At 69.5% G+C, this 21,247-nt stretch carries 20 protein-coding genes; 12 read left to right on the top strand and 8 right to left on the bottom strand.

Translation table 11 applies throughout. The features are described from left to right. The first annotated feature begins 4 nt into the window (after window positions 1-4). Together ABT304_RS22520 and ABT304_RS22515 are read left to right on the top strand one after the other, a co-directional pair. Window positions 5-1,249, top strand: coding sequence for an MFS transporter (locus ABT304_RS22520; protein WP_350718618.1), 1,245 nt, complete (start codon window positions 5-7; stop codon window positions 1,247-1,249). 116 nt (window positions 1,250-1,365) lie between these two features. Continuing rightward, on the top strand, window positions 1,366-3,219 hold the full coding sequence (locus ABT304_RS22515; protein WP_160026574.1) for an acyl-CoA dehydrogenase: 1,854 nt from the start codon (window positions 1,366-1,368) through the stop codon (window positions 3,217-3,219). Window positions 3,220-3,292: 73 nt separating this feature from the next. On the opposite strand, the gene ABT304_RS22510 is transcribed toward ABT304_RS22515, so the two are convergent. Beyond that, window positions 3,293-4,168, bottom strand: coding sequence for a LysR family transcriptional regulator (locus ABT304_RS22510; protein WP_350718616.1), 876 nt, complete (start codon window positions 4,166-4,168; stop codon window positions 3,293-3,295). Window positions 4,169-4,250: 82 nt separating this feature from the next. Between ABT304_RS22510 and ABT304_RS22505 the strand changes: the two genes are divergently transcribed. Both ABT304_RS22505 and ABT304_RS22500 read left to right on the top strand, forming a co-directional pair. Further along, window positions 4,251-5,471: an MFS transporter gene (locus ABT304_RS22505; RefSeq protein WP_350718614.1), complete on the top strand. Its 1,221-nt coding sequence runs from the start codon at window positions 4,251-4,253 to the stop codon at window positions 5,469-5,471. A gap of 91 nt (window positions 5,472-5,562) precedes the next feature. Beyond that, window positions 5,563-5,928 carry a hypothetical protein gene (locus tag ABT304_RS22500; RefSeq protein ID WP_160026571.1) on the top strand — a complete coding sequence of 122 codons (366 nt, stop codon included), beginning with the start codon at window positions 5,563-5,565 and terminating at the stop codon, window positions 5,926-5,928. 5 nt (window positions 5,929-5,933) lie between these two features. On the opposite strand, the gene ABT304_RS22495 is transcribed toward ABT304_RS22500, so the two are convergent. Next, window positions 5,934-6,836, bottom strand: coding sequence for a LysR family transcriptional regulator ArgP (locus ABT304_RS22495; protein ID WP_350718612.1), 903 nt, complete (start codon window positions 6,834-6,836; stop codon window positions 5,934-5,936). A gap of 74 nt (window positions 6,837-6,910) precedes the next feature. On the opposite strand from ABT304_RS22495, the gene ABT304_RS22490 reads away from it, so the two are divergent. The 3 genes from ABT304_RS22490 (at window position 6,911) to ABT304_RS22480 (ending at window position 9,422) form a co-directional block, all read left to right on the top strand. Beyond that, on the top strand, window positions 6,911-7,519 hold the full coding sequence (locus tag ABT304_RS22490) for a LysE/ArgO family amino acid transporter (protein WP_350718611.1): 609 nt from the start codon (window positions 6,911-6,913) through the stop codon (window positions 7,517-7,519). A gap of 59 nt (window positions 7,520-7,578) precedes the next feature. Next, a complete protein-coding gene (locus tag ABT304_RS22485) occupies window positions 7,579-8,520 on the top strand; it encodes an oxidoreductase (protein WP_350718609.1) in 942 nt (313 codons plus the stop codon). A gap of 80 nt (window positions 8,521-8,600) precedes the next feature. Further along, window positions 8,601-9,422 (top strand): hypothetical protein, encoded by an 822-nt coding sequence (locus tag ABT304_RS22480; protein ID WP_350718607.1) that lies wholly within the window; start codon window positions 8,601-8,603, stop codon window positions 9,420-9,422. Here the strand turns inward: ABT304_RS22480 and ABT304_RS22475 are convergent. Further along, window positions 9,404-10,195, bottom strand: a complete 792-nt coding sequence (locus ABT304_RS22475) for a crotonase/enoyl-CoA hydratase family protein (protein WP_350718605.1) — start codon at window positions 10,193-10,195, stop codon at window positions 9,404-9,406. The two genes, ABT304_RS22480 and ABT304_RS22475, sit on opposite strands and share 19 nt — an antisense overlap. A 38-nt stretch (window positions 10,196-10,233) precedes the next feature. Between ABT304_RS22475 and pgm the strand changes: the two genes are divergently transcribed. Continuing rightward, window positions 10,234-11,883, top strand: coding sequence for a phosphoglucomutase (alpha-D-glucose-1,6-bisphosphate-dependent) (pgm, locus tag ABT304_RS22470; RefSeq protein WP_350718603.1), 1,650 nt, complete (start codon window positions 10,234-10,236; stop codon window positions 11,881-11,883). An 18-nt stretch (window positions 11,884-11,901) separates the two neighbouring features. Here pgm and ABT304_RS22465 read toward each other — a convergent pair whose 3' ends face one another. After that, window positions 11,902-12,366, bottom strand: a complete 465-nt coding sequence (locus ABT304_RS22465) for a carboxymuconolactone decarboxylase family protein (RefSeq protein WP_350718601.1) — start codon at window positions 12,364-12,366, stop codon at window positions 11,902-11,904. Between the two features lie 146 nt (window positions 12,367-12,512). Between ABT304_RS22465 and ABT304_RS22460 the strand changes: the two genes are divergently transcribed. Then, window positions 12,513-13,400 (top strand): sigma-70 family RNA polymerase sigma factor, encoded by an 888-nt coding sequence (locus ABT304_RS22460; protein WP_350718599.1) that lies wholly within the window; start codon window positions 12,513-12,515, stop codon window positions 13,398-13,400. Here the strand turns inward: ABT304_RS22460 and ABT304_RS22455 are convergent. Beyond that, on the bottom strand, window positions 13,397-13,696 hold the full coding sequence (locus ABT304_RS22455; protein WP_045547698.1) for a WhiB family transcriptional regulator: 300 nt from the start codon (window positions 13,694-13,696) through the stop codon (window positions 13,397-13,399). The two genes, ABT304_RS22460 and ABT304_RS22455, sit on opposite strands and share 4 nt — an antisense overlap. 165 nt (window positions 13,697-13,861) lie before the next feature. Here ABT304_RS22455 and ABT304_RS22450 point away from each other — a divergent pair, with 165 nt between their 5' ends. After that, window positions 13,862-16,933 carry a M4 family metallopeptidase gene (locus tag ABT304_RS22450; RefSeq protein WP_350718597.1) on the top strand — a complete coding sequence of 1,024 codons (3,072 nt, stop codon included), beginning with the start codon at window positions 13,862-13,864 and terminating at the stop codon, window positions 16,931-16,933. A 72-nt stretch (window positions 16,934-17,005) separates the two neighbouring features. Further along, entirely contained in the window at window positions 17,006-17,719 is a 714-nt protein-coding gene (locus ABT304_RS22445; protein WP_350718595.1) for a Type 1 glutamine amidotransferase-like domain-containing protein, read from the top strand. A 9-nt stretch (window positions 17,720-17,728) separates the two neighbouring features. On the opposite strand, the gene ABT304_RS22440 is transcribed toward ABT304_RS22445, so the two are convergent. Both ABT304_RS22440 and ABT304_RS22435 read right to left on the bottom strand, forming a co-directional pair. Beyond that, on the bottom strand, window positions 17,729-18,280 hold the full coding sequence (locus tag ABT304_RS22440) for a RipA family octameric membrane protein (protein WP_350718593.1): 552 nt from the start codon (window positions 18,278-18,280) through the stop codon (window positions 17,729-17,731). 85 nt (window positions 18,281-18,365) lie between these two features. Beyond that, window positions 18,366-18,929: a TetR/AcrR family transcriptional regulator gene (locus ABT304_RS22435; RefSeq protein ID WP_350718591.1), complete on the bottom strand. Its 564-nt coding sequence runs from the start codon at window positions 18,927-18,929 to the stop codon at window positions 18,366-18,368. A gap of 78 nt (window positions 18,930-19,007) precedes the next feature. Between ABT304_RS22435 and ABT304_RS22430 the strand changes: the two genes are divergently transcribed. Continuing rightward, a complete protein-coding gene (locus tag ABT304_RS22430; RefSeq protein ID WP_350718589.1) occupies window positions 19,008-19,901 on the top strand; it encodes an NAD-dependent epimerase/dehydratase family protein in 894 nt (297 codons plus the stop codon). A 67-nt stretch (window positions 19,902-19,968) separates the two neighbouring features. Here the strand turns inward: ABT304_RS22430 and ABT304_RS22425 are convergent, their stop codons facing one another. Then, a complete protein-coding gene (locus ABT304_RS22425; protein ID WP_350718587.1) occupies window positions 19,969-21,219 on the bottom strand; it encodes a fatty acid desaturase family protein in 1,251 nt (416 codons plus the stop codon). Window positions 21,220-21,247 lie beyond the last annotated feature (28 nt).

Here is a 21,247-nt window from a genome sequence, read left to right as displayed (position 1 = left end):
CCGGGTGACCGTCTCGGAGACCGCTCGCGGGACCGCGACACCGGGGCGGGACTTCGACCGGCTCTGGCTGGCGACGGCGACGAGCCAGGCCGGGTCGACGATCGCGTACGGCGCCCTGCCGCTGATCGCGGTGCTCGTCCTCGACTCCTCGACCTTCCAGGTGTCGCTGCTGGCGGCGTTGTCCGGGTTCGCGGCCGCGGCGGCAGGGATCCGGCTGGGGCCGTGGATCGAGTATCGGTACAAGCGGCCGACGATGATCGGCGCCGACCTGATCCGGTTCGCGGCGATGCTCAGCATCCCCGCGGCAGGCGTCTTGGACCTGCTCACCTACGCGCACCTGTGCGTCGTCGGCGTCCTCGCCGCGACCTTCGAGCTCGCCTTCACCGCGGCCTCCGGCGCTCACCTGAAGGCCCTGGTCGCCCCGGAGGCCAGGCTGGTCGCCACCAGCCGGCTGGAGACGACCTTCTGGACCACCTTCACCGCTGGCCCGCCGGTCGGCGGGGCGCTCGTCTCCGCCGTCGGGCCGACGCTGACCGTGCTCGTCGACGCGATGACGTACCTGCTCTCCGCGCTCGGCATCCGCTCGATCCGTACGCCGGAACCGCAGCCTCCGACCAGGAAGCCGCAGCACTGGCTGCCCGAGGTGACCGCCGGCTGGCGCTACATCCTCAGCCGGCGCGACCTGCGCGCGCTCTTCCTGAACGCCGCCCTCTTCGGCTCCTGCGTGATCGCGACCAGCCCGCTGCAGACCGTGCTGACGCTGCGGGTGCTCGGCATGGAGCCGTGGATGTACGGCGTCGCCATGGGTCTTCCCTGCCTCGGCGGCATCCTCGGCGCGATGTGCGCACCTCGCCTCACGAATCGGCTCGGCGACCGGGCTGTGCTGCTCGGGTCCGGGGTCGCGCGCACCCTCTGGACCATCCCGATCGCCTTCACCCCGAGCGGCCCGGTCGGCTTCGTGTGGTTCACCGCGGCCAACTTCGGGCTGATCCTCTGCGCCGGGGTCTTCAACCCGACCTTCGCCGCCTACCGCATGCGCGAGACCGCCGACGACCACATGTCCCGGGTGCAGGCGGCGTGGTCGATCACCATGAAGGTCGCCCAGCCCGTCGGCATCCTGGCGGCCGGCGCACTGGCCGCGGCGACGAGCCCTCGGACCGCGATCGCGGTGGCCGGAGGCGTACTTCTGCTCTCCTCCGGGCTGCTTCCCTGGCGCCGGGTTGTGACGAAGACCCCTACCTGTGAGTAGCCCCGGGCTTGCCACCCCTTCAGGGCAAGCCTATTCTTAATGTTACCCGCCAGTAGTGCGTGCCGACCGGCGCTCCCGCAACTGGTAAATCCGACAAAGGTTATGAAGGTGGATCAGTGAGCCACTACAAGAGCAATCTCCGCGACATCGAGTTCAACCTGTTCGAGGTCTTCGGCACCGACAAGGTTCTCGGCACCGGTCCCTTCGCGGACCTGGACGTCGACACCGCGAAGGAGATCCTCGCCGAGGTCGAGCGTCTCTCGCGCGAGGATCTCGCCGAGTCGTTCGTCGAGGCCGACCGCAACCCGCCGGTCTTCGACCCCAAGACGAACACCGCGCCGGTCCCGGCCGCGTTCAAGAAGTCGTACGACGCGTGGATGGAGTCGGGCTTCTGGAGCCTGCACACTCCCGAGGAGATCGGCGGCCAGGTGGCCCCGAACTCGCTCGTCTGGGCCACCGCCGAGATGCTGCTCGGGGCCAACCCGGCGATCTGGATGTACGCCGCCGGCCCGTTCTTCTCGAAGGTCGTCTACGAGAACGGCAACGACCGCGACAAGCAGATCGCCAAGATCATGGTCGAGCGGCTGTGGGGCTCCACGATGGTGCTGACCGAGCCCGACGCGGGCTCCGACGTCGGCGCCGGCAAGACCTTCGCCACGCCCAACGAGGACGGCTCCTGGAACATCACCGGCGTCAAGCGCTTCATCACCAGCGCCGAGTCGGACCTGCAGGAGAACATCATGCACCTCGTCCTCGCCCGCCCGAAGGGCGTCGAGGGCATCGGTGGCCCGGGCACCAAGGGCCTCTCCCTCTTCCTCGTGCCGAAGTACCACTTCGACCACGAGACCGGTGAGCTCACCGGCGAGCGCAACGGTGCGTACGTCACCAACGTCGAGCACAAGATGGGCATCAAGGTGTCCAACACCTGCGAGCTCACCTTCGGCGACCCGCAGGTCGGCGGCGGCGAGCCCGCCAAGGGCTGGCTGCTCGGCGAGGTGCACGACGGCATCCGCCAGATGTTCGACGTCATCGAGAACGCTCGGATGATGGTCGGCACCAAGGCGATCGCGACGCTGTCGACCGGCTACCTGAACGCGCTCGAGTACGCCAAGACCCGCGTCCAGGGCGCCGACCTCGTCGCCGCCGCGAAGACGGACCCGCGCGTCACGATCACCCACCACCCCGACGTACGCCGTTCGCTGCTGGTGCAGAAGTCGTTCGCCGAGGGCATGCGCGCGCTGGTCTACTACACGACCTCGTGGCAGGAGAAGGTCGTCCTCACCGAGGACGGCTCCGACGAGAACAAGCTGGCCGCCGCGGTCAACGACCTGCTGCTGCCGATCGTCAAGGGCTACGGCTCCGAGCGCGCCTGGGTGCTGCTCGGCACCGAGTCGCTGCAGACCTTCGGTGGGTCGGGCTTCCTCCAGGAGTACCCGATCGAGCAGTACGTCCGCGACGCCAAGATCGACTCGATCTACGAGGGCACCACCGCGATCCAGGGCCAGGACTTCTTCTTCCGCAAGATCGTGAAGAACCAGGGCGCCGCGCTCGGCCAGATCGCCGGCGAGATCCAGGCCTTCCTCGACAACGAGGGCTCCGCGGAGCTCAAGGAGTCGCGCGCCCTGCTCGCGACCGCGCTCGAGGACGTCAACGCGATCGTCGGGCACATGTTCAACGACCTGATGGCCTCCCAGGAGGAGATCACCAACATCTACAAGGTCGCCCAGAACACCTCGCGCCTGCTGCTCGCCGTCGGCGACGTCGTGGTCGCGTGGCTGCTGCTGCGTCAGGCCGAGATCGCCCTCGCCGCCCTCGCGGGCGACCCGGGCAAGGACAAGGACTTCTACACCGGCAAGGTCGCCGCCGCGAAGTTCTTCGCCTCCTACAACCTGCCCAAGCTGACCGCTGAGCGGGCGATCGCCGAGGCGATCGACAACTCGATCATGGACCTGCCGGAGTCAGCTTTCTGATCCCCAGACCCTGATCTGCAGGTACGCAGCGGCCCGCCCGGTTCTCCGGGCGGGCCGCTTCGTCGTCCACTGCTCACAGCGCTGAGGCCGTGACCGCCTCGGCGAGCCGTGCGGCGGCCGCGGAGATCCGCCGGTCGCTGGCCACGGCGAGCTGGAAGGACCAGTCCAGTCCCATCGGGAGGGCGACGACCCCGGGGTCGCCGTCGACCGAATCGCGGGGCACGATCGAGACGCCCAGACCGCGGCAGACGAGGTTGCGGGCGAGCTCGAAGCTGGTGACCTCGGTGCGGACCGCCCGCGAGACGCCGGCAGCGGCGAACGCGGCGTCCACGACCGTACGGTTGCCCCACCCGGTCGGGAAGTCGACCCAGATCTCGTCAGCCAGGTCCGCGGCGGATACCGCGCCGGCCCGCGCCAGGCGGTGGTCCGGCGCGCAGATGAAGACCAGCTCGTCGCCGTGGATCCGGGTCAGGGTCAGCCCCGGCAGCGAGGCGGCCGGGGTGGAGATCAGGGCGAGATCGAGGGCGCCGGAGCGTACGTCTGCCTCGTTGGTGGCACTGCCGGAGATGGTCTGGCGCAGGCGCACGGTGACGTGGGGGTGACGGGCGGCGAAACCCTGCAGGACCTCGGCGATGTTCCAGCGGCCGAAGTAGAAGAGCGTGCCGAAGAGAACGGTGCCGACCACCTGGCCGCGGGCGCCGGCGACCGCCTCACGAGCAGCCCCGATGCCGGCGAGCACCTCACGGGCGCGCGGGAGCAGCGCCTCACCCTCGGCGGTGAGCGCGAGGCGGTGGTAGCCGCGCTCGATCAGCGGCGCTCCCAACCCGCGCTCGAGCTGCTTGACGGCGGCGGAGACCGCGGACTGAACGACACCGACCCGGTCCGCCCCGGCGGTGAAGCTGCCGGTCTCGGCGACGGCGATGAAGTACTCCAGCTGATGAGGCTGCATGAGCATCACTATCGCAGATCGTGATGCTTGCCTTCGAGAAGATTCGTTGGAGATGATCGTGGACATCGACCAGCATGGAGCCATGACGACGACCCAGGCAGCGCCCCTGACCCATCGGCACCACCACGCTCGTGGGTTCTGGTCGGTGGCGTTCCTGTTCGCGGTGACGATGGCCTTCGCGGCCGCGCCGGCGCCGCTCTACGTCTTCTACGTCGAGGAGCAGGGCTGGAGCTCGTTCGTGATCACGGTGGTGTTCGCGACGTACGGCGCGGGGGTGGCGATCTCGCTCTTCCTCGCCGGCCACCTCTCCGACCGGTTCGGGCGCCGGCGGGTGGTGGCACCGGCGGTGCTGCTCAACGTGCTCTCCGCGCTGATCTTCCTCTCGACCCACGAGCTGGGCTGGCTGCTGCTGGCGCGGCTGCTGTCCGGACTGGGCGTCGGGATGCTGACGGCGACCGCGACGGCTCACCTCGCCGAGCTGCACCGGTCCGCCCGTCCGGAGGCGCCGGCGACCCGGGCCGAGGTGGTCGCGACCGCGGCCAACATCGGCGGACTGGGGCTGGGCCCGCTGGTCGCCGGCGCGCTGGCCGAGTGGGCGCCGCGACCGCTCTACACGCCGTACGCGGTCTTCGCGTTCCTCATGGTGCTCGGGCTGCTCGCGGTCGTGGCGGCCCCGGAGACGGTCGACACCGACCAGCCGGGGTGGACCTATCGGCCGCAGCGGGTGCGGGTGCCCGCCGACGCGCGCGGCGCCTACTTCGCCGCCGGGATGGCGAGCTTCGTGGCGTTCGCGATGTTCGGCTTCTTCACCTCGCTGGTGCCTTCGTTCCTCGCCGAGGAGCTGGGCATGCGCTCCCACGCCGTCGCCGGCGTGGTCGGGTTCTCCATCTTCGGGGCCGCGGCGCTCTTCCAGGTGCTGGCCGGACGCTGGCCGCGCCCTCGGCTGTACGTCGTCGGGCTGGTCGCGCTCACCGCCGGGCTGCTCCTGGTCGTCGGCGCCCTGCTGTCCGGCACGTTCTGGGTGCTCGTCGTCGGAGCCGTCGTCACCGGGGCCGGGTCGGGGATGTCGTTCAAGGCGGCGGTCGCCACCGTGATCTCGTTGGCGCCGGCTAACGGCCGAGGCGAGGCGCTGGCCGGGCTCTTCCTGATGGCCTATCTCGGGATCACGGTGCCGGTGGTGCTGCTGGGGATCCTGGTGCAGTTCGTCCCGACCGAGCCGGCGATGCTCGCCTTCGGCGCGCTCCTGCTCGTGCTGCTCGGGGTCGCGGCGCGTGGGGTGTCGGGGGCGCGGCGTACTTCTTGAACGCCGGGAGGCGGTGATGCGGGGGACGGTATGGGGGCCTGAACCGGCTGGGTAGCGTGGCGCGCCTGCCCCCAACCTCTGGAGTTCTGCCATGACCATCGGCCTAGGAATCATCCTGCTGGTCCTCGGACTCGTCCTGCTCACCAGCGCCGTGGATCTGCCCGACGAGGTCGCCAACGCGATCGCCAGCGAGCCGTTGGGCTGGATCTTCGTCGTCACCGGCGGCCTCGCGATCGTGATCGGCGTGCTGCTGTCGGTGAACCGGTCTCAGCACACCACCGCCGTCGAGCACCGCCAGTACGACCCCGGCCCCTACGGCGGTGGCCCCCAGGGGCCCTACCCTCCTGGCCCTCAGGCGCCGCCGCAGGGGCACTACCCGCCGGCCGGCCAGCCCATGCCCGGCAACGCCCCTCAGGGCCAGCACTTCGGTGCCGGCTACCCCGGCCGCCGGGCCTGACCCGTTCAGCGGCGGCGCGTCGGGCGTAGCCCGGAGCGGGCGGCGCGGCGTACGGCCTCGCTCAGGTCGTCGAGGGCGATCGAGTCGAGGCGCCAGCGCTGCCAGAAGAGCTGGATGTCGATCGGCTTCGCGCCCGGGAGCGGGACCGTCGCGCCTGACTCGACGTCGGCCTCGGCCTGGGGGTCGAGGAGCATTCCCCAACCGAGGCCGCGCCTGATGGCCTCGTGGAAGTCGTGGCTGCTCGGGACCCGGTGGACGACCGGCGGCCGGGGCGCCCCGTGCGCCGCCAGCACCTCGTCCTGGAGGTGGTCCTTCTCGTTGTAGACGATCATCGGGATCGCGCCCCAGTCGATGCCTCTGCCCTTGCGGTGGCGCTCGATGAGCGCCGGGGCGGCGCCCGGCGTGTAGCGGAGCCTTCCCAGTGGTTCGACGGTGCAGCCCTGGACCGGCCTCGGCTCGCTGGTGACCGCGGCGAGGACCTCGCCGCGGCGCAGCGCGTCGGCCGAGTAGCCCTGGTCCTCCACGGTGATCCGCAGCGCCGTACGGTCCCAGGTCGCGACCTCGTCGAGCACCGGACGGAACCAGGTCGCGAGGGTGTCCGCGTTGACCACGACGGAGAGGTCGACGACGGTGGCGTCGCTGGTCTTGTCCGCACTGAGGGTGGCGGCGGCCTCGTCGAGCAGCAGGCGGAGCTGCCGGCCGTGCCTGATCAGGGGCTCGCCGGCCTCGGTGGGGGTGCAGGGAGTCGTACGCCGCACCAGGACCTGTCCGGCCGCGCGCTCGAGCGCCCGGATCCGCTGGCTGACGGCGCTCGGGGTGATGTTGAGGCGTCTCGCCGCGGCGTCGAAGGTGCCTTCCTCGGCGATCACGACGAGGGTCTCGAGCTGGGTCGGGTCGAGGGCGGGCATGCCTTAAGTGTGGCTTATCTTCGGTAAGATTCTTTCGCTGGTCTGTAGGTCCGTGGCGGCTTAGCGTCGCTGGTGTGATCAACGCCAGCCTCGCCGGGCTCCTCACCGGGCTCAGCCTCATCATCGCCATCGGGTCCCAGAACGCGTACGTCCTGCGGCAGGGCATCCTGCGCTCGCACGTGTTCGCCGTGGTGGCCGTGTGCGCGGTCTCCGACCTCCTGCTCATCTGTGCCGGGGTCGCCGGCATGGGGGCGGTCGTCGAGAGTGCCGGGTGGGCGGTGGAGGTGCTGCGCTGGTTCGGGGTGGTCTTCCTCGGCTGGTACGGCATCGGGTCGTTCCGGCGAGCGCTGCGGCCCTCGGGGCTGGATGCTGCCGACGCGCCCCGCGAGACGCTCCCGCGCGTGATTGCCAAGGCGGCCGCCTTCACCTGGCTCAACCCACATGTCTACATCGACACCCTGGTGCTCCACGGATCGATCGCGGCGACGTACGGCTCGGCGCGATGGGGATTCGCCATCGGCGGCTGCCTGGCCAGCATCATCTGGTTCGCCGGTCTCGGCTATGGCGCTCGGCTCCTCGCGCCGCTGCTCGCCAGCCGACGTGCCTGGCAGGTGCTCGACAGTCTCATCGGGTGCATGATGCTCGCGATCGCGGGCGGACTCGCGCTGGGGGGACTGGGCTGATCGGGCGGGCCGACTTTCAAATCCGGCCAATGTGTTGACTGGCCGCCTAGTGTGGCCGCATGCCGTGGACGACCTCCGACATTCCTGACCTGACCGGCAAGAACGCCGTGGTGACCGGACCGACGCTGGGCGGAATCGGGTACTTCATCGCGCGCGGCCTCGCCGCCGCCGGGGCACGGGTGGTCCTGGCGGGGCGGTCCTGGGAGAGGCTCGACGCGGCCGCGGAGGCGCTGACCGAGGAGGTTCCGGGTGCCAGCCTCGACCGGGTCGCACTCGATCTCTCCTCGCTCCAGGCGGTACGGGCGGGGGCCGAGGCGATCGCGGCCGCGACCTTCGACGGCGGCGGGCCGCTGCACCTGCTGGTCAACAACGCCGGGGTCATGGCGACGCCCCAGACGCGGACGGTGGACGACCTCGACCTGCAGATGGCGACCAACCACTTCGGGCCGTTCCTGCTGACCGGGCTGCTGCTCGAGCCGCTGGCCGAGAGCGGCGAGGGGCGGATCGTCACCATGTCGAGCGTGATGCACAAGCTGGCCCGCAAGGCGCCGCTCGGGTTCCCGACCGTGCAGGTCGGCCGCTATTCGCCGTGGGGCGTCTACGCCCAGTCAAAGCTTGCCAATCTGCTCTTCACCTTCGAGCTCCAGCGGCGCCTGGAGAAGGCGGGACTGCCGATCGCCGCGTACGCCGCCCACCCCGGGCTCGCGTCCACGCGCCTCATGGCGAACGGCACGTCCAAGAGGCTGATCGCCCCGATCGCGAGCATCAGCGAAGCCGCTGTCCACGCCATGGCTCAGACGCCGCAGGCAGGCGCCTGGCCTGCTCTGATGGCGGCGACCCAGCCGGGGCTGGAGCCCGGGACGTACATCGGACCCAGCGACGCCTTCGAGGCTCGCGGCGTGCCGAAGCCGGTCACCGCGACACGCCTCGCACGCGACCCCGAGGCGGCGCGGGCGCTGTGGGAGCTCTCCGAGCAGACCACCGGCATCGCCTATCCCTGACCGGCCCAGACCAAAGTCTGACCCCGGTCGCTACCTCCGGCCGATGTCCCGAAGGCGCCGCGGATCCTAGATTCACCAGGGTGAGCAAGAAGGTCCAGATCTGGTCGCGGACGATCTCCGGGCACACCCACCATCTCGAGGTGACCGGGGAGATCATCCGTACGTTCGTGTGGACCGTCGACGGTGAGGAGGCCCTCACCCGGAAGACCGCCGACGACCGGGCCCGGCTGGAGAGCAATGCGCACGGGAGCCTGCTCGTGATCCACTCCGGGCTCGGTACGCCGCGCCGCGCGACCTACTTCGCGCCCGGCGAGGACCTGGCCGGGATGACCGGCATCGGCGGCGTCGACCTCACCCCGGAGCCCGGGTCGCGGGCCGCGGCGTACGAACGCCGGGTGATCGACCACCCCAAGCGCTATGCGCTCATCGAGACCCTCGGTGGTGCCGCGGGCGTGGTCGGCGGCATCGTCGCCGCGATGGTCGTCGGGTGGATCCTCGCCCGGGTCTCGCTCCCCGACATCGACCTCCCGCTCCCGAACCTGCCGGATCTCCCCGACCTGCCGCTCCCCGACCTCCCCAGCATCCCGTGGCCGTCGATCCCGTGGCCGGACCTGCCGAACGTACAGGTCCCGGAATGGGTCACGTGGGTCGCGAACCACCTCAAGTACGTCTGGCCGGTCATCCTCGCCTTCGTCCTGGCCCAAGGCGAGATCAAGCGCCGCCGCAAGCACGCCGAGCAAGCCGCCCTAGCCGAAACTGCAGAAGTGGCGGCCGAAACCGCAGAAACGGGCGACGAAACTCGACTCTCGTCACCCACAACTACAGATTCGGCCGCCACAACTGAGGACTCGGCCGCTACAGGTGCGGACTCGGCTGAACCGGGTCAGCGGCGGGGCTTGTAGGTCGGCTTCTCGCGCTTGAAGGCGGCCTCGCGGGCGATCTTGGTGTTCTCGCCGAAGAGGAGGCGGAGCTGCTCGATGCGCTCGCGGGAGAAGGTGCGCTTGATGGGGGCGTACCAGGTGTCGTTGAACAGGCGCTTGGCGGCGGCGAGCTGGTCGGGGGACCGCTCGGAGAGCTTGCGGGCGAAGGCGGTCGCGGTGGCGACCGGGTCGGCGGAGAGCTCGGTGACCAGGCCCAGCTCGCAGGCGCGCTCGCCGGAGAACTGCTCGGCGGTCATGGTGAGCTTCTTGGCGGTGTCGATGCCGACGACCTCGGAGAGCGACCGGATGCCGGTCATGTCGGGGATGATGCCCCACTTGCCCTCGAGGACCGACCACTGCGAGTCGGGCTCGGCGATGCGGAAGTCGGCGCCGAGCGCGATCTGTACGCCGCCACCGAGGCAGTGACCGTGGACGGCCGCGATCACCGGAACCGGCAGCCGGCGCCAGGCCCACACCGACTCCTGGAAGAGGTTGGTCCCACGGAAGGGCCTGGGCAGGAAGGCACCGACGATCTTCTTCGGGTCACGCAGGACCGAGGCGAAGTCGAGACCGGCGGTGAACGCGTCCCCCTCACCGGCGATGACCACGGCGCGCAGGTCGTGGTTCTTGCCGAGCACCTTGGCGGTGTCGACCAGCTCCTGGAGCAGCTCGAGGGTCAGCGCGTTGAGCTTGTCCGGGCGGTTGAGACGCACCTGGGCGATGCCGTCGTTGATTTCGGTGGTGACGAGGGGCATGGGGAGAACATTACGGGGCAGTAGGCATGATGGGGCACATGGTTGACCCACGCGCTGGAACGCTCGCTACGCCCGCCGACCTGGTCGACGTACCTCACCTGGTCGCCTCCTACTACAACCTGCAGCCCGATCCGGACGATCCGGCCCAGCAGGTCGTCTTCGGCACCTCGGGCCATCGCGGGTCCTCGCTCAAGTCAGCATTCAACGAGACGCACATCCTGGCCACGACCCAGGCGATCGTCGACTACCGGACCTCGCAGGGCTTCGACGGGCCGCTGTTCATCGGACGCGACACCCACGGCCTCTCCGAGCCCGCGTGGGCGAGCGCGCTGGAGGTGCTGGTCGCCAATGACGTACGCGTCCTGGTGGACGACCGCGACGGCTACACGCCGACGCCGGCGGTCTCGCACGCGATCCTCCGTGCCAACGCCGGTCGCGTGTTGGGTGCCGGCCTTGCCGACGGGATCGTGGTGACCCCGTCGCACAACCCGCCCTCCGACGGCGGCTTCAAGTACAACCCGCCCCACGGCGGCCCCGCGGACTCCGACGCCACCAAGGTGATCGCGGCCCGCGCCAACGAGCTGATCGGCGCCGGGCTCTCCGGCGTCAAGCGGGTGCCGTTCGCGGCCGCGCGACGGAAGGCCGAGACGTACGACTTCCTGGGCTCCTACGTCGACGACCTGCCTCACGTGGTCGACCTGGCCGCCATCCGCGATGCCGGGGTGCGGATCGCCGCCGACCCGCTGGGCGGGGCGTCGGTCGCCTACTGGGGCGAGATCGCCGAGCGCCACAAGATCGACCTCAACGTGGTCAACGAGCTGGTCGACCCGACCTGGCGCTTCATGCCGCTGGACTGGGACGGCAAGATCCGGATGGACTGCTCCTCCCCCAGCGCGATGGCCGAGCTGGTGCGCTTCGTGGAGAGCACCCCTGAGTTCGACATCGCCACCGGCAACGACGCCGACTCCGACCGGCACGGGATCGTCACCCGGGACGCCGGGCTGATGAACCCCAACCACTTCCTCGCCGTCGCGATCGACCACCTCTTCGGCGGCGCGCGTCCCGACTGGCCGGCGACCGCGCGCATCGGCAAGACCCTGGTCTCGTCCTCGATGATCGACCGGGTCGCTTCCTCGTTGAACAAGCCGCTGGTCGAGGTGCCGGTCGGGTTCAAGTGGTTCGTGCCGGGCCTGATCGACGGCTCGTTCGGCTTCGGCGGCGAGGAGTCGGCGGGCGCCTCGTTCCTGCGCTTCGACGGCACCGTGTGGACCACCGACAAGGACGGCATCATCCTCGCCCTGCTCGCCTCGGAGATCCTGGCGCGCACCGGGAAGTCGCCGTCCCAGCGTTACGCGGAGCTGGTCGCGGAACACGGTGAGCCGGCGTACGCCCGGATCGATGCCCCCGCCTCGCGCGAGGAGAAGGCGAAGCTCGCCGGTCTCTCCCCCGAGGCCGTGACCGCGACGAGCCTGGCCGGCGAGGAGATCACCGCCAAGCTCACCGAGGCGCCCGGCAACAGTGCGGCCATCGGCGGCCTGAAGGTGACCACCGAGTCGGCCTGGTTCGCGGCCCGGCCGTCGGGGACCGAGGACGTCTACAAGATCTACGCCGAGTCATTCCGGGGGCCAGACCACCTGGCGGAGGTCCAGGAGGAGGCCAAGGCGGTCGTCTCGGCCGCCCTGGCCTGACCTCCGGCGCCCAGAGACTCAGCGCATCCAGAACGGCTGCTCGGCGTCCTCACGCACCGTCACGTTGACCCGGTTGAAGAGGTTGTGGGTGGCGATGCAGAGGACCAGAGCGGCCGTCTGACGCTCGTCATAGTGCTTGGTGACCTCACGCCAGAGCTCGTCCGGCACGGCGTCCTCGGAGTCGGCGAGACGGGTCACGGCGTCGGCGAGGGCGAGGGCCGCCTTCTCGGCCTCGCTGAAGAAGGGCGACTCACGGTAGGCGGCGAGGCCGACGATCTTCTCGATCGGCAGGCCGACGTCGTCGACGCGGACGGCGTGACCCTGGAGGCAGGCCGCGCAGCCGTTGAGGGAGCTGACGCGCATCGCGATCAGCTCGGTCGTGGTCTCGGGCAGACCGCCGTCGGCCACGGCGGCCAGGAGGTTGCCGATGCCCTTGTAGGCCTGCGGGATGACTTCTGCGGGGTTCTTCATTCGGTTGCTCATGCCATCCCTGACCCGCCCCGGCACAGCGATGTGACGGACAGATGAAAGAAAAAGTTCTTTCACCGAGGCGGTCACATCTGGTCTGCTTCGCGGGTCGGGTCCACAAGGGCTCGGACTGTGCGGGCCGAAGAGCGAGAGGACCGACGATGCAGCAGGAGTGGCTGGCCGAGCGTTTCGAGGAGGAGCGGCGGCACCTGTTCGGGGTGGCCTACCGGATGCTCGGATCGACGTCCGAGGCAGAGGACGCCGTCCAGGACGCCTGGCTCCGGCTGAGCCGGAGCGACGCCGACGAGATCGACAACATCGGCGCCTGGCTGACGACGGTGGTGGCCCGCGTCTCGCTCAACATGCTGCGCTCACGCAAGACCCGCGGAGAGCTGCCTCTCGAGGACCGGCTGCCGGAACCCACGGTCGTGCTCGACGACGCCAGCACCCAAGACCCCGCCGAGCGCGCGATGCTCGCCGACTCGGTCAGCATCGCCCTCCTCGTCGTGCTCGACCAGCTCTCCCCGGACGAGCGGCTGGCCTTCGTACTCCATGATCTCTTCGCCGTGCCCTTCGACGAGATCGCGACGATGCTCGACCGCTCGTCCGACTCGACCCGCCAGCTCGCGAGCCGCGCGCGCCGACGGGTCAGAGGGCGTACGCCCGACCGCGATGTCACCGCGCAGCGCGAGGTCGTCGACGCCTTCTTCGCGGCCGCCCAGGACGGCGACCTGGACCGGCTGATCGGTGCGCTCCACCCCGACGTCGTCCTGCACGCCGATCTCGGCTCCGGGATCACCACCTACCGCGGCGCGGCCAAGGTGGCGGGCAACGCCGTCATGTACGCCCACGCCGACCGCGTCACCCACTCCGCCCTCGTCAATGGCTCCGCCGGCGTCGCGATCACCTTCCACGGCAAGCTCTACAGCGTCATGGCCTTCACGGTGGTCGACGGTCGGATCACCGAGATCGAGGCGTACGCCGCCCCCGCCCAGGTCGCGAAGCTCGCCGCGAGCCTGGGGCTGGAGTCAGCGCACGGCCAGGCCTAGGCGGCCTGGCGGCGGGGTCGGCCGCGGCCACGCTTGTGGGTGACCACCTGGCCGCGTTCGACGATCTCGCCGCCCCAGACGCCCCAGGGCTCGGAGCGGGCCAGGGCACCGGAGAGGCACTCACGCATCACCGGGCAGTCGAGGCAGCGATCTTTGGCCACCTCGAGGGCGGCGGGGGACTCTGAGAACCACAACGCAGAGTCGTCTCCGTGGCACGGAAGGCCGGCGGCGTACAAAGGCGGGATGATCTCCAAGGGCACACCTCGAGAATCTGCGCCTGAGGTAGGCCCGCACATCGGGAAACTACCTTAGATCGCCCCTGAGGATCCCTCACTGAGAATCTCCCGAGGGGGAATCGTTTCGGACTCGTGATTCGCGTTTACACCCCTCCTCGTCGCAAATCTCTCTACGATGCGAAATCGCCGCGACTCGACGCGGCGGTACCCCGAGAGGAGCAACCCGTGAAGCTCGGAAAGCAAGGAATCAGCCTTGCGCTCGTCGCGGCAGGCCTGGTGGCCACACCGATCGCCGCCTTCGCCGCGGAACCGGATCCCAGCGGCATCGACCAACTGAAGGCCGCGGCTGATCAGACCGTCACGCTCAAGAAGGAGGGCGCCACCGGCCTGATCGGCTACGCGTCCACCAAGGGCGATCTGCTGCCCGACATCGCCGCCGACACCAAGTCCGAGGCTGCCGCGAAGGCGCGCGCCTACCTCGACGAGTACGCGTCCGTCTTCGGCGCGAAGCCCGCCCAGCTCGACCAGTCGAAGGTCAGCACCACCCCGGCCGGGTGGACGGTCGAGTTCGAGCAGGTCTACAAGGACGTCCCGGTCTTCGGCGGCGTCCTGAAGGCCCACGTCGACAAGGCTGGCGACCTGACCTCGGTCAACGGTTTCGCCGCCCCCGACCTCGACCTCAGCACGACCCCGAAGTGGTCGAAGGAGAAGGCCGGCGCCAAGGCGCTCGAGCTGGTGAAGGCGAAGCCGGCCCAGGCCCACCCCGACAGCAAGATCGACACCAGCGGCGTCGAGGTCGTCAAGGCCGACCTCAACATCTACCGCATGGGCGCGGCCCAGGGCGTGAGCGGCAAGAGCCTGCTCGCCTGGGTCGTCGAGGTGTCCAACCGGTCCACCGTGCGCGAGGTCGTCGTACTCGACGCCGCCACCGGCAAGCCGGTCAACCGCTACTCGATGCTCCACGCGGCCACCGACCGTGAGCTCGTCGAGAAGCACAACACCCCCGAGACCACCGACGACGAGACCGTCTGGACCGAGAACGACGCCTTCCCGGGCACGCTCGACCAGGACCAGCAGAACGAGGTCGCCACCACCGGCGAGTCCTACTGGCTCTTCAAGAACACCTTCGGCCGCGACTCCTACGACGGCAACGGCTCGAAGATGGTCACCGTCAACAACGACCCGGCGATCTCGTGCCCGAACGCCAACTGGAACGGCGAGACCACCAACTACTGCTCCGGCGTCACCTCCGACGACGTGGTGGCCCACGAGTGGGGCCACGCCTACACCGAGCACACCTCCGGTCTGATCTACCAGTGGCAGCCGGGTGCGCTCAACGAGGCGTACTCCGACATGTGGGGTAACACGGTCGACTTCCTCAACGCGCGGGAGAACACCACCGACGACGTGGCCCGTACGGATGGCAAGTGCTCCTCCTCCACCCGTGGCGCCATCACGCTGACCATCAACTCGCCGGCCGACGTCGCCGGTGACTGCCCGGCCGCGGCCGCCAACTTCGGTCCGGTCTTCCCGACCGCCGGGGTGACCAGCGACATCGTGGTCGGCCTCGACGCCGCCAACAGCGGTGGCCCGTCGACCACCGACGGCTGCTCCCCCCTGGAGAACGCCGCTGCCGTCAACGGCAAGTTCGTGCTCGTCGACCGCGGCACCTGCCCGTTCACCCAGAAGGTGGCGAACGCGAAGAACGCCGGCGCCCAGGGCGTCGTGATCGCGTTCCTGCAGGGTCAGCCGATCAGCAGTCTCTCCGGCACCTCCGACATCTACGGCGCGACCACCGACTACGCCACCGGCCAGAAGATCAAGAACGCCACCGGCCCGGTCAACATCACCATCAAGGACGCCTCGACCGACTCCAAGGACGAGTCCGTACGCTGGCTGATGGGTGAGGACTCCACCGCCTTCGGCGGCGCGATCCGCGACATGTGGAACCCGAACTGCTACGGCGACCCGGCCAAGGTCTCCGACGAGGAGTACCACTGCGACGGTGCCACCGACTCCGGCGGCGTCCACGTCAACTCCGGCGTCATCAACCACCACTACGCCCTGCTCGTCGATGGCGGCGCCTACAACGACGTCAACGTGGCGGGCATCGGCCTGGACAAGGCGGCCAACCTGATCTGGCACGCCCAGACCAACTACCTGACGCCGACCTCGGGCTTCCCCGAGTACGCCCAGGCGATGGTCTCCTCCTGCGCCGACCTGATGGGTGTGACGACGCTCAAGAAGCTCACCCTGGGCAGCTCGACCCCGCAGACCGGCGGCGGCGAGACCCCGGGCGGTGAGGCCGAGGCTCCGGCCCTGGAGCCGATCACGGTGGACGACTGTGCAGCCGTCGCGGCGGCCAACACGGCCACCGAGCTCACCACCGAGCCGGTCCAGTGCAACTTCGGCCCGATGCTCGACCCGAACACCCCCGCGCTGTGTGGCGAGGGCACCAACGAGGTCACCACCTACACCGAGGACTTCGAGGACGGTCTGACAGGCTGGACCCAGGACGCTGAGGCCCTGGTCAAGGGCAACGACATCCCGTGGGAGGCCGGAGCCGACGTCGAGGGCAACGCCACCGGCGTTGCCGTCGCCCCGGACCCGAACGCGGGTGCCTGTGGATCCGAGACCGGCGACATCACCAGCCGAAACGGACTGATCAGCCCGACCATCGAGGTTCCGGACGGTCTCTCGCCGCGACTCAGCTTCGACCACTCGGTCCTCACCGAGTGGGGCTATGACGGCGGCAACCTCAAGGTGTCGGTCAACCACGGCAAGTTCGAGCTCGTCAGCCAGGACGCGTACGCCTTCAACGCACCGGGCGGCACGATGGCGACCGGAAGTGGGTTCATGGACGGCCAGGCCGCCTGGACCGGCTCGGACGGCAACAGCTTCACCGGTCAGTGGGGCACCACCATCGTGAAGCTCGACGCGGTTGCGGCCGCCGGCGACAACATCCGGTTCCGCTTCGACTTCGGCCGCGACGGTTGCGGCGGGGCCAGGAGCTGGGCCATCGACAACGTCTCGGTGAGCTACTGCTCCGAGAAGGCGGTCCCGGAGATCTCCGCCACCTCGCCCAAGCGCGGCAAGGTCGAGATCACCGTCGACGGCGAGCGCGCCACCGGCGAGATCGTCGTCAGCGAGAACGGCAAGCGCATCGGCCGGTTCACCCTGAAGAGGGAGGAAGCGACCTTCCGCGCCAGCCGAGGCACGCACACCTACGAGGTGGCCTACTCGGGTGACCGGAACAACGAGGCGATCACGAAGACGGTGACCGTCAGGGTCAAGTAACCGTCACGCCTTCACAGGGCCCCGCCGAACAAACCAGTTCGGCGGGGCCCTCTGTGTCCCTACACTCACGCCATGCGCGGAACGATTGTGACCATGGGCGGTGGCGGCTTCTCGATGCCGGAGGTGCACGGGCAGGACTTCTCGCCGCTCGACGCGGAGCTCAACCGGCTGACCGGGAACCCGCGGCCCAAAGTCTGCTTCATCGGCACCGCGAGCGGAGACGCGGACAGCTACCACGACAAGTTCCTCGCCGCGTACGCCGATCGTTCCGAGGCGAAGGTGCTGTCACTGTTCAACAAGGCGCCCGAGGGGCACGAGCTTCCGATCAACGACCTCGAGCAGCTGCTCGACCAGGACATCGTCTACGTCGGCGGCGGGTCCACCGCCAACCTGCTCGCGGTGTGGCGGCTGCACGGACTGCCCGCGCTGCTGGAGAAGGCCGCCGCCGGTGGCACGATCCTGGCCGGGATCTCGGCCGGGGCGAACTGCTGGTACGAGGCGTCCTCGACCGACTCCTTCGGCCCCACCGCGCCGCTCCCCGACGGACTGGGCTTCCTCCCCGGTTCGTTCTGCCCGCACTACCTCGGCGAGGAGGACCGGCGGGAGACGTACGTCCGGTTCGTCGGCTCGGGCGCGCTGCCCTCCGGCTACGCGGCCGATGACGGCGTCGCCCTGCTGTGGCGTGACGGCGAGCTGGTCGAGGCGATCAGCGAGCGGCCCGATGCGGTCGCCTTCGCCGTCGGGCCGGACGGGGAGACCCCGCTCGAGGTCAGGGTGCTCGACTAGGCCCTGGTCCTACGGCAGGTAGAGCAGGGCGTACGTCGCGAGGTGGCAGAAGCCGAAGAGCGCGGGCGCCCACACCTCGACGTTGCTCATCGGCAGGTAGCGCGAGCTGTCGCGACCGAGGCCGACGGCCGACCACTCCGCGACGCCCGGCGCCGCGGGGAGCTGCTTCTCGAGGTGGGAGATGACGGAGTACTTCCCGCTCGCCATCTGCCGGTAGGAGCGGATGATCCAGAACCAGCCGAGGCACGAGCCGAGGGCGGCGATCAGGGCGACCGTGAAGAGCCAGGGCCGCTCGGGAGAGCTGGCCACGAGCGCCGTGCCGGCGACCAGGATCCCGACGTTGAGGACCAGCAGGAACGCGCTGGTGAGCGTACGCCGCACGCTGAGCCGCTCGGCCTCGGCGACGTAGAGCTTGTACTGGTCGAAGAGGATCGCGCGGTCACCGCTGGAGAGCACGTCGGGAGGAAGCACCCACAGACCCTCGGCGAGCGCCGACGGGTTCGGCTTGTTGGCGGTCACATAGCTGCGTACCGCGGTCGGCGACTCAGCTCCGGGAATCAACTCGTTCTCCATAGTGCGTAGTTGTCTACCGGTCCCGGCGGGGTGATGTCCATACGAGATTCGTCACCGTTTGCCCCGAGATCGGCTATCGGAGCTCGAGCAGCGTGGCAGCGGCCTCGTCGACGCACTCGGCGAGGCTGAGATCGGTCGCCTCCGAGACCCAGCGGCCGAACGCTGTCTGGAAGACCGCGGCGGCAGCATGGGCGGCCAGCGCGGCGACGGTCTCAGCGACGCCTCGCTCCACGAGAGCCGCCTGAGCGGCGGTCGCCATGTCGGCCATCTTGAGCAGCTCGCGCTCGCGCAGCGCGGGAGTCGCCTCGACGATCCGGGCCCGCTCGACCGCCTGCTCGCGGGTGCGGAGCGCGCTGAGCTCGACCGCCGCCTGATGTACGCCGTCGAGCACCATCCGCAACGGCGTCGCGTCCGCGTCGGCGTCGGCGACCGCCTTGGCGACCAGGTCGTCGAGCGTGACCGGGCCGGCGAAGAGCACCTCCCGCTTGTCGGCGAAGTGACGGAAGAACGTGCGTTCGGTGACCCCTGCCCGGGCGGCGATGTCGCCGGCGGTGGTCTTGTCGTAGCCCTTCTCGGTGAACAGCTCGACGGCAGCCTCCAGCATCCGACCTCGCGCGTCCGGCTCCCATCGCCCCATACGCCCATCCTATGCGATGACAGTTTCTGACATCGCGTGCTACCGTCGATGTCAGTTACTGACATGAAAGGAAACCCGATGAACATCTTCGTCACCGGAGCCTCCGGCTGGATCGGTTCCGCGGTCACCGACGAGCTGCTCGCAAACGGCTATGCAGTCACCGGCCTGGCCCGCTCCGAGGCGGCCGCGGCTGCCCTGGAGGCCAAGGGCGCGAGCGCCCACCGGGGCTCGCTCGACGACCCCGGATCGCTCGCGGTCGCCGCCAAGGCTGCGGATGCCGTCATCCACCTGGCGTTCAACCACGACTTCGACAACTACGCCGCGGCCGGACGGTCCGAGCGTGCCGCGGTGAGCGCCATGCTCGAGGCCCTCGAGGGCAGCGGAAAGGCGTTCCTCTTCGCCAGCGGCGCTGCGGGCGCCGCCCCTGGGCGCATCGCCACCGAGGAGGATGCCAGCCCCTTCCACGGACCCGAGTCGATGCGCGGCGGCAGCGAGAACCTCGCGTTGAGCCATGCCGAGAAGGGCGTACGCCCGGTGGCACTGCGCTTCCCGATCGTCCACGGCCGTGCCGGCGACCCCGGCTTCGTCACCTACCTTGCCCAGGTCGCCAGGAAGCAGGGCGTGTCCGGCTACATCGGCGACGGCAGCAACCGCTGGTCCTCCGTCGACCGCCCGGACGCCGCCCGCATGGTGCGACTCGCGCTGGAGAAGGCGCCTGCCGGTTTCCGTGCGCACCCGGTCGCCGAGACCGGCATCCCCACCCGCACGATCGCGGAGGCGCTCGGTGACCGCTTGGGCCTGCCGGTGCGGTCGATCAGCCCGGAGGACTCCGAAGCCCACTTCGGCTGGATGTCGATGATGTTCAGCACGGATGTGTCGGCTTCATCCGACATCACCCGCGCGACCCTGAGCTGGGAGCCGACGGGCCCGACGCTCCTGGAGGACATCGCCGCCGGGGCGTACGACGCCTGAACGTACGACGGGGAGCTCTCGTCGGTCCACCTGCAGGTAGCCGACGAGAACTCCCCGTCGTAGCGAACTAGATGGCCTTGCCGACCGAGGCAGCGCCGGCGGCCTCGAACTCCTTGAGGAGCCGACGACGGGTGCGGGTGTCACCGCGGACCGCCTTGACGAGCTTGACGACCTGCGAGGGCGCGTTGCGCACGTTGGTGGACTCGAGGAAGCCGTTGGGCAGCGAGAGGCGCAGCACCTTGTGCCACGCGGAGGCGACCTGCTGCGGCATCGGCGCGGAGTGGTAGTTGAGGCCGTACTTGTCAAAGAGCGCGCGGACCTTCGGGGCGATCTCGGCGTAGCGGTTCGAGGGCAGGTCCGGGAAGATGTGGTGCTCGATCTGGTGGGACAGGTTGCCCGTCATCACGTGCAGGAACTTCGAGCCGGAGATGTTGGCCGAGCCGAGCATCTGCCGGACGTACCACTCACCGCGGGTCTCGTTCTCCGGGATGTCCTTGAGCTCGAAGGTCTCGACGCCCTCGGGGAAGTGACCGCACATGATCACCGAGTGGGTCCAGACGTTGCGGGTGAAGTTGGCGATGACGTTGGCCAGCAGCGTCGTCGGGCCCGACAGGGTGACCATCGAGACGAGCGGGTGGGCGACGTAGTCCTTGAACGCCTGGCGGCGGACCTTGGCGACCGTACGCTTCGCCGCCATCTGCCACTCGGCGGACGGGCGGCGGCCCTTCTTCTTCTGCCGGATCACCCGGCCGAGCTCGAGGTCGTACATCGCGATCCCGTACTCGAAGATGCACATGTTGATGAAGTTCATCGCGGGCTGGAACAGGCTCGCCGGCGTCCAGCGCTGCTCCTCGTCGACGCGCATGATGCCCCAGCCGAGGTCGTTGTCCTTGCCGACGATGTTCGTGTAGGTGTGGTGCAGCTCGTTGTGGGAGTGCTTCCACCCCTCGCTCGTCGAGGCGTTGTCCCACTCCCACACGGTGGAGTGGATCTTCGGGTCACGCATCCAGTCCCACTGGCCGTGCATGATGTTGTGGCCGATCTCCATGTTGTCCAGGATCTTGGCGATCGAGAGACCGACGGTGCCGACGACGAACGCCGGCGGGAAGATGCTCGCGAGCAGGACGGCACGGGAGCCGAGCTCCAGCGAGCGCTGGACCTTGATGACCTTGTGGATGTAGGCAGCGTCGCGCTCACCGCGGGTGTCGATGACCTCTTGGCGGATGGCGTCGAGCTCGCGGCCGAGCTGCTCGATGTCGTCGCGGGTCAGGTGGGCGATCGGGCCGGTGTAGGCCGGAGCATCGGGTGCGATGGTCATGGCTGTCTCGCTCTCGTCTTGTGGGGGC

It is taken from the genome of Nocardioides sp. NPDC000445, from assembly GCF_040300245.1.
Taxonomy (GTDB): Bacteria; Actinomycetota; Actinomycetes; order Propionibacteriales; family Nocardioidaceae; genus Nocardioides.
The sequence above is the reverse complement of the archived record's forward strand: the minus strand, read 5'-3'. Positions and strand labels throughout refer to the sequence as shown.

Bases quoted from the DNA above. Each gene is read 5' to 3' on its own strand.
- ABT304_RS22445 (WP_350718595.1), top strand. From the start codon at position 17,006: ATGCGCGGAACGATTGTGACCATGGGCGGTGGCGGCTTCTCGATGCCG.
- pgm (WP_350718603.1), top strand. From the start codon at position 10,234: ATGGTTGACCCACGCGCTGGAACGCTCGCTACGCCCGCCGACCTGGTC.
- ABT304_RS22460 (WP_350718599.1), top strand. From the start codon at position 12,513: ATGCAGCAGGAGTGGCTGGCCGAGCGTTTCGAGGAGGAGCGGCGGCAC.
- ABT304_RS22505 (WP_350718614.1), top strand. From the start codon at position 4,251: ATGACGACGACCCAGGCAGCGCCCCTGACCCATCGGCACCACCACGCT.
- ABT304_RS22455 (WP_045547698.1), bottom strand. From the start codon at position 13,696: ATGTGCGGGCCTACCTCAGGCGCAGATTCTCGAGGTGTGCCCTTGGAG.
- ABT304_RS22510 (WP_350718616.1), bottom strand. From the start codon at position 4,168: ATGCAGCCTCATCAGCTGGAGTACTTCATCGCCGTCGCCGAGACCGGC.
- ABT304_RS22475 (WP_350718605.1), bottom strand. From the start codon at position 10,195: ATGCCCCTCGTCACCACCGAAATCAACGACGGCATCGCCCAGGTGCGT.
- ABT304_RS22430 (WP_350718589.1), top strand. From the start codon at position 19,008: ATGAACATCTTCGTCACCGGAGCCTCCGGCTGGATCGGTTCCGCGGTC.
- ABT304_RS22485 (WP_350718609.1), top strand. From the start codon at position 7,579: ATGCCGTGGACGACCTCCGACATTCCTGACCTGACCGGCAAGAACGCC.
- ABT304_RS22425 (WP_350718587.1), bottom strand. From the start codon at position 21,219: ATGACCATCGCACCCGATGCTCCGGCCTACACCGGCCCGATCGCCCAC.
- ABT304_RS22495 (WP_350718612.1), bottom strand. From the start codon at position 6,836: ATGCCCGCCCTCGACCCGACCCAGCTCGAGACCCTCGTCGTGATCGCC.
- ABT304_RS22500 (WP_160026571.1), top strand. From the start codon at position 5,563: ATGACCATCGGCCTAGGAATCATCCTGCTGGTCCTCGGACTCGTCCTG.
- ABT304_RS22465 (WP_350718601.1), bottom strand. From the start codon at position 12,366: ATGAGCAACCGAATGAAGAACCCCGCAGAAGTCATCCCGCAGGCCTAC.
- ABT304_RS22435 (WP_350718591.1), bottom strand. From the start codon at position 18,929: ATGGGGCGATGGGAGCCGGACGCGCGAGGTCGGATGCTGGAGGCTGCC.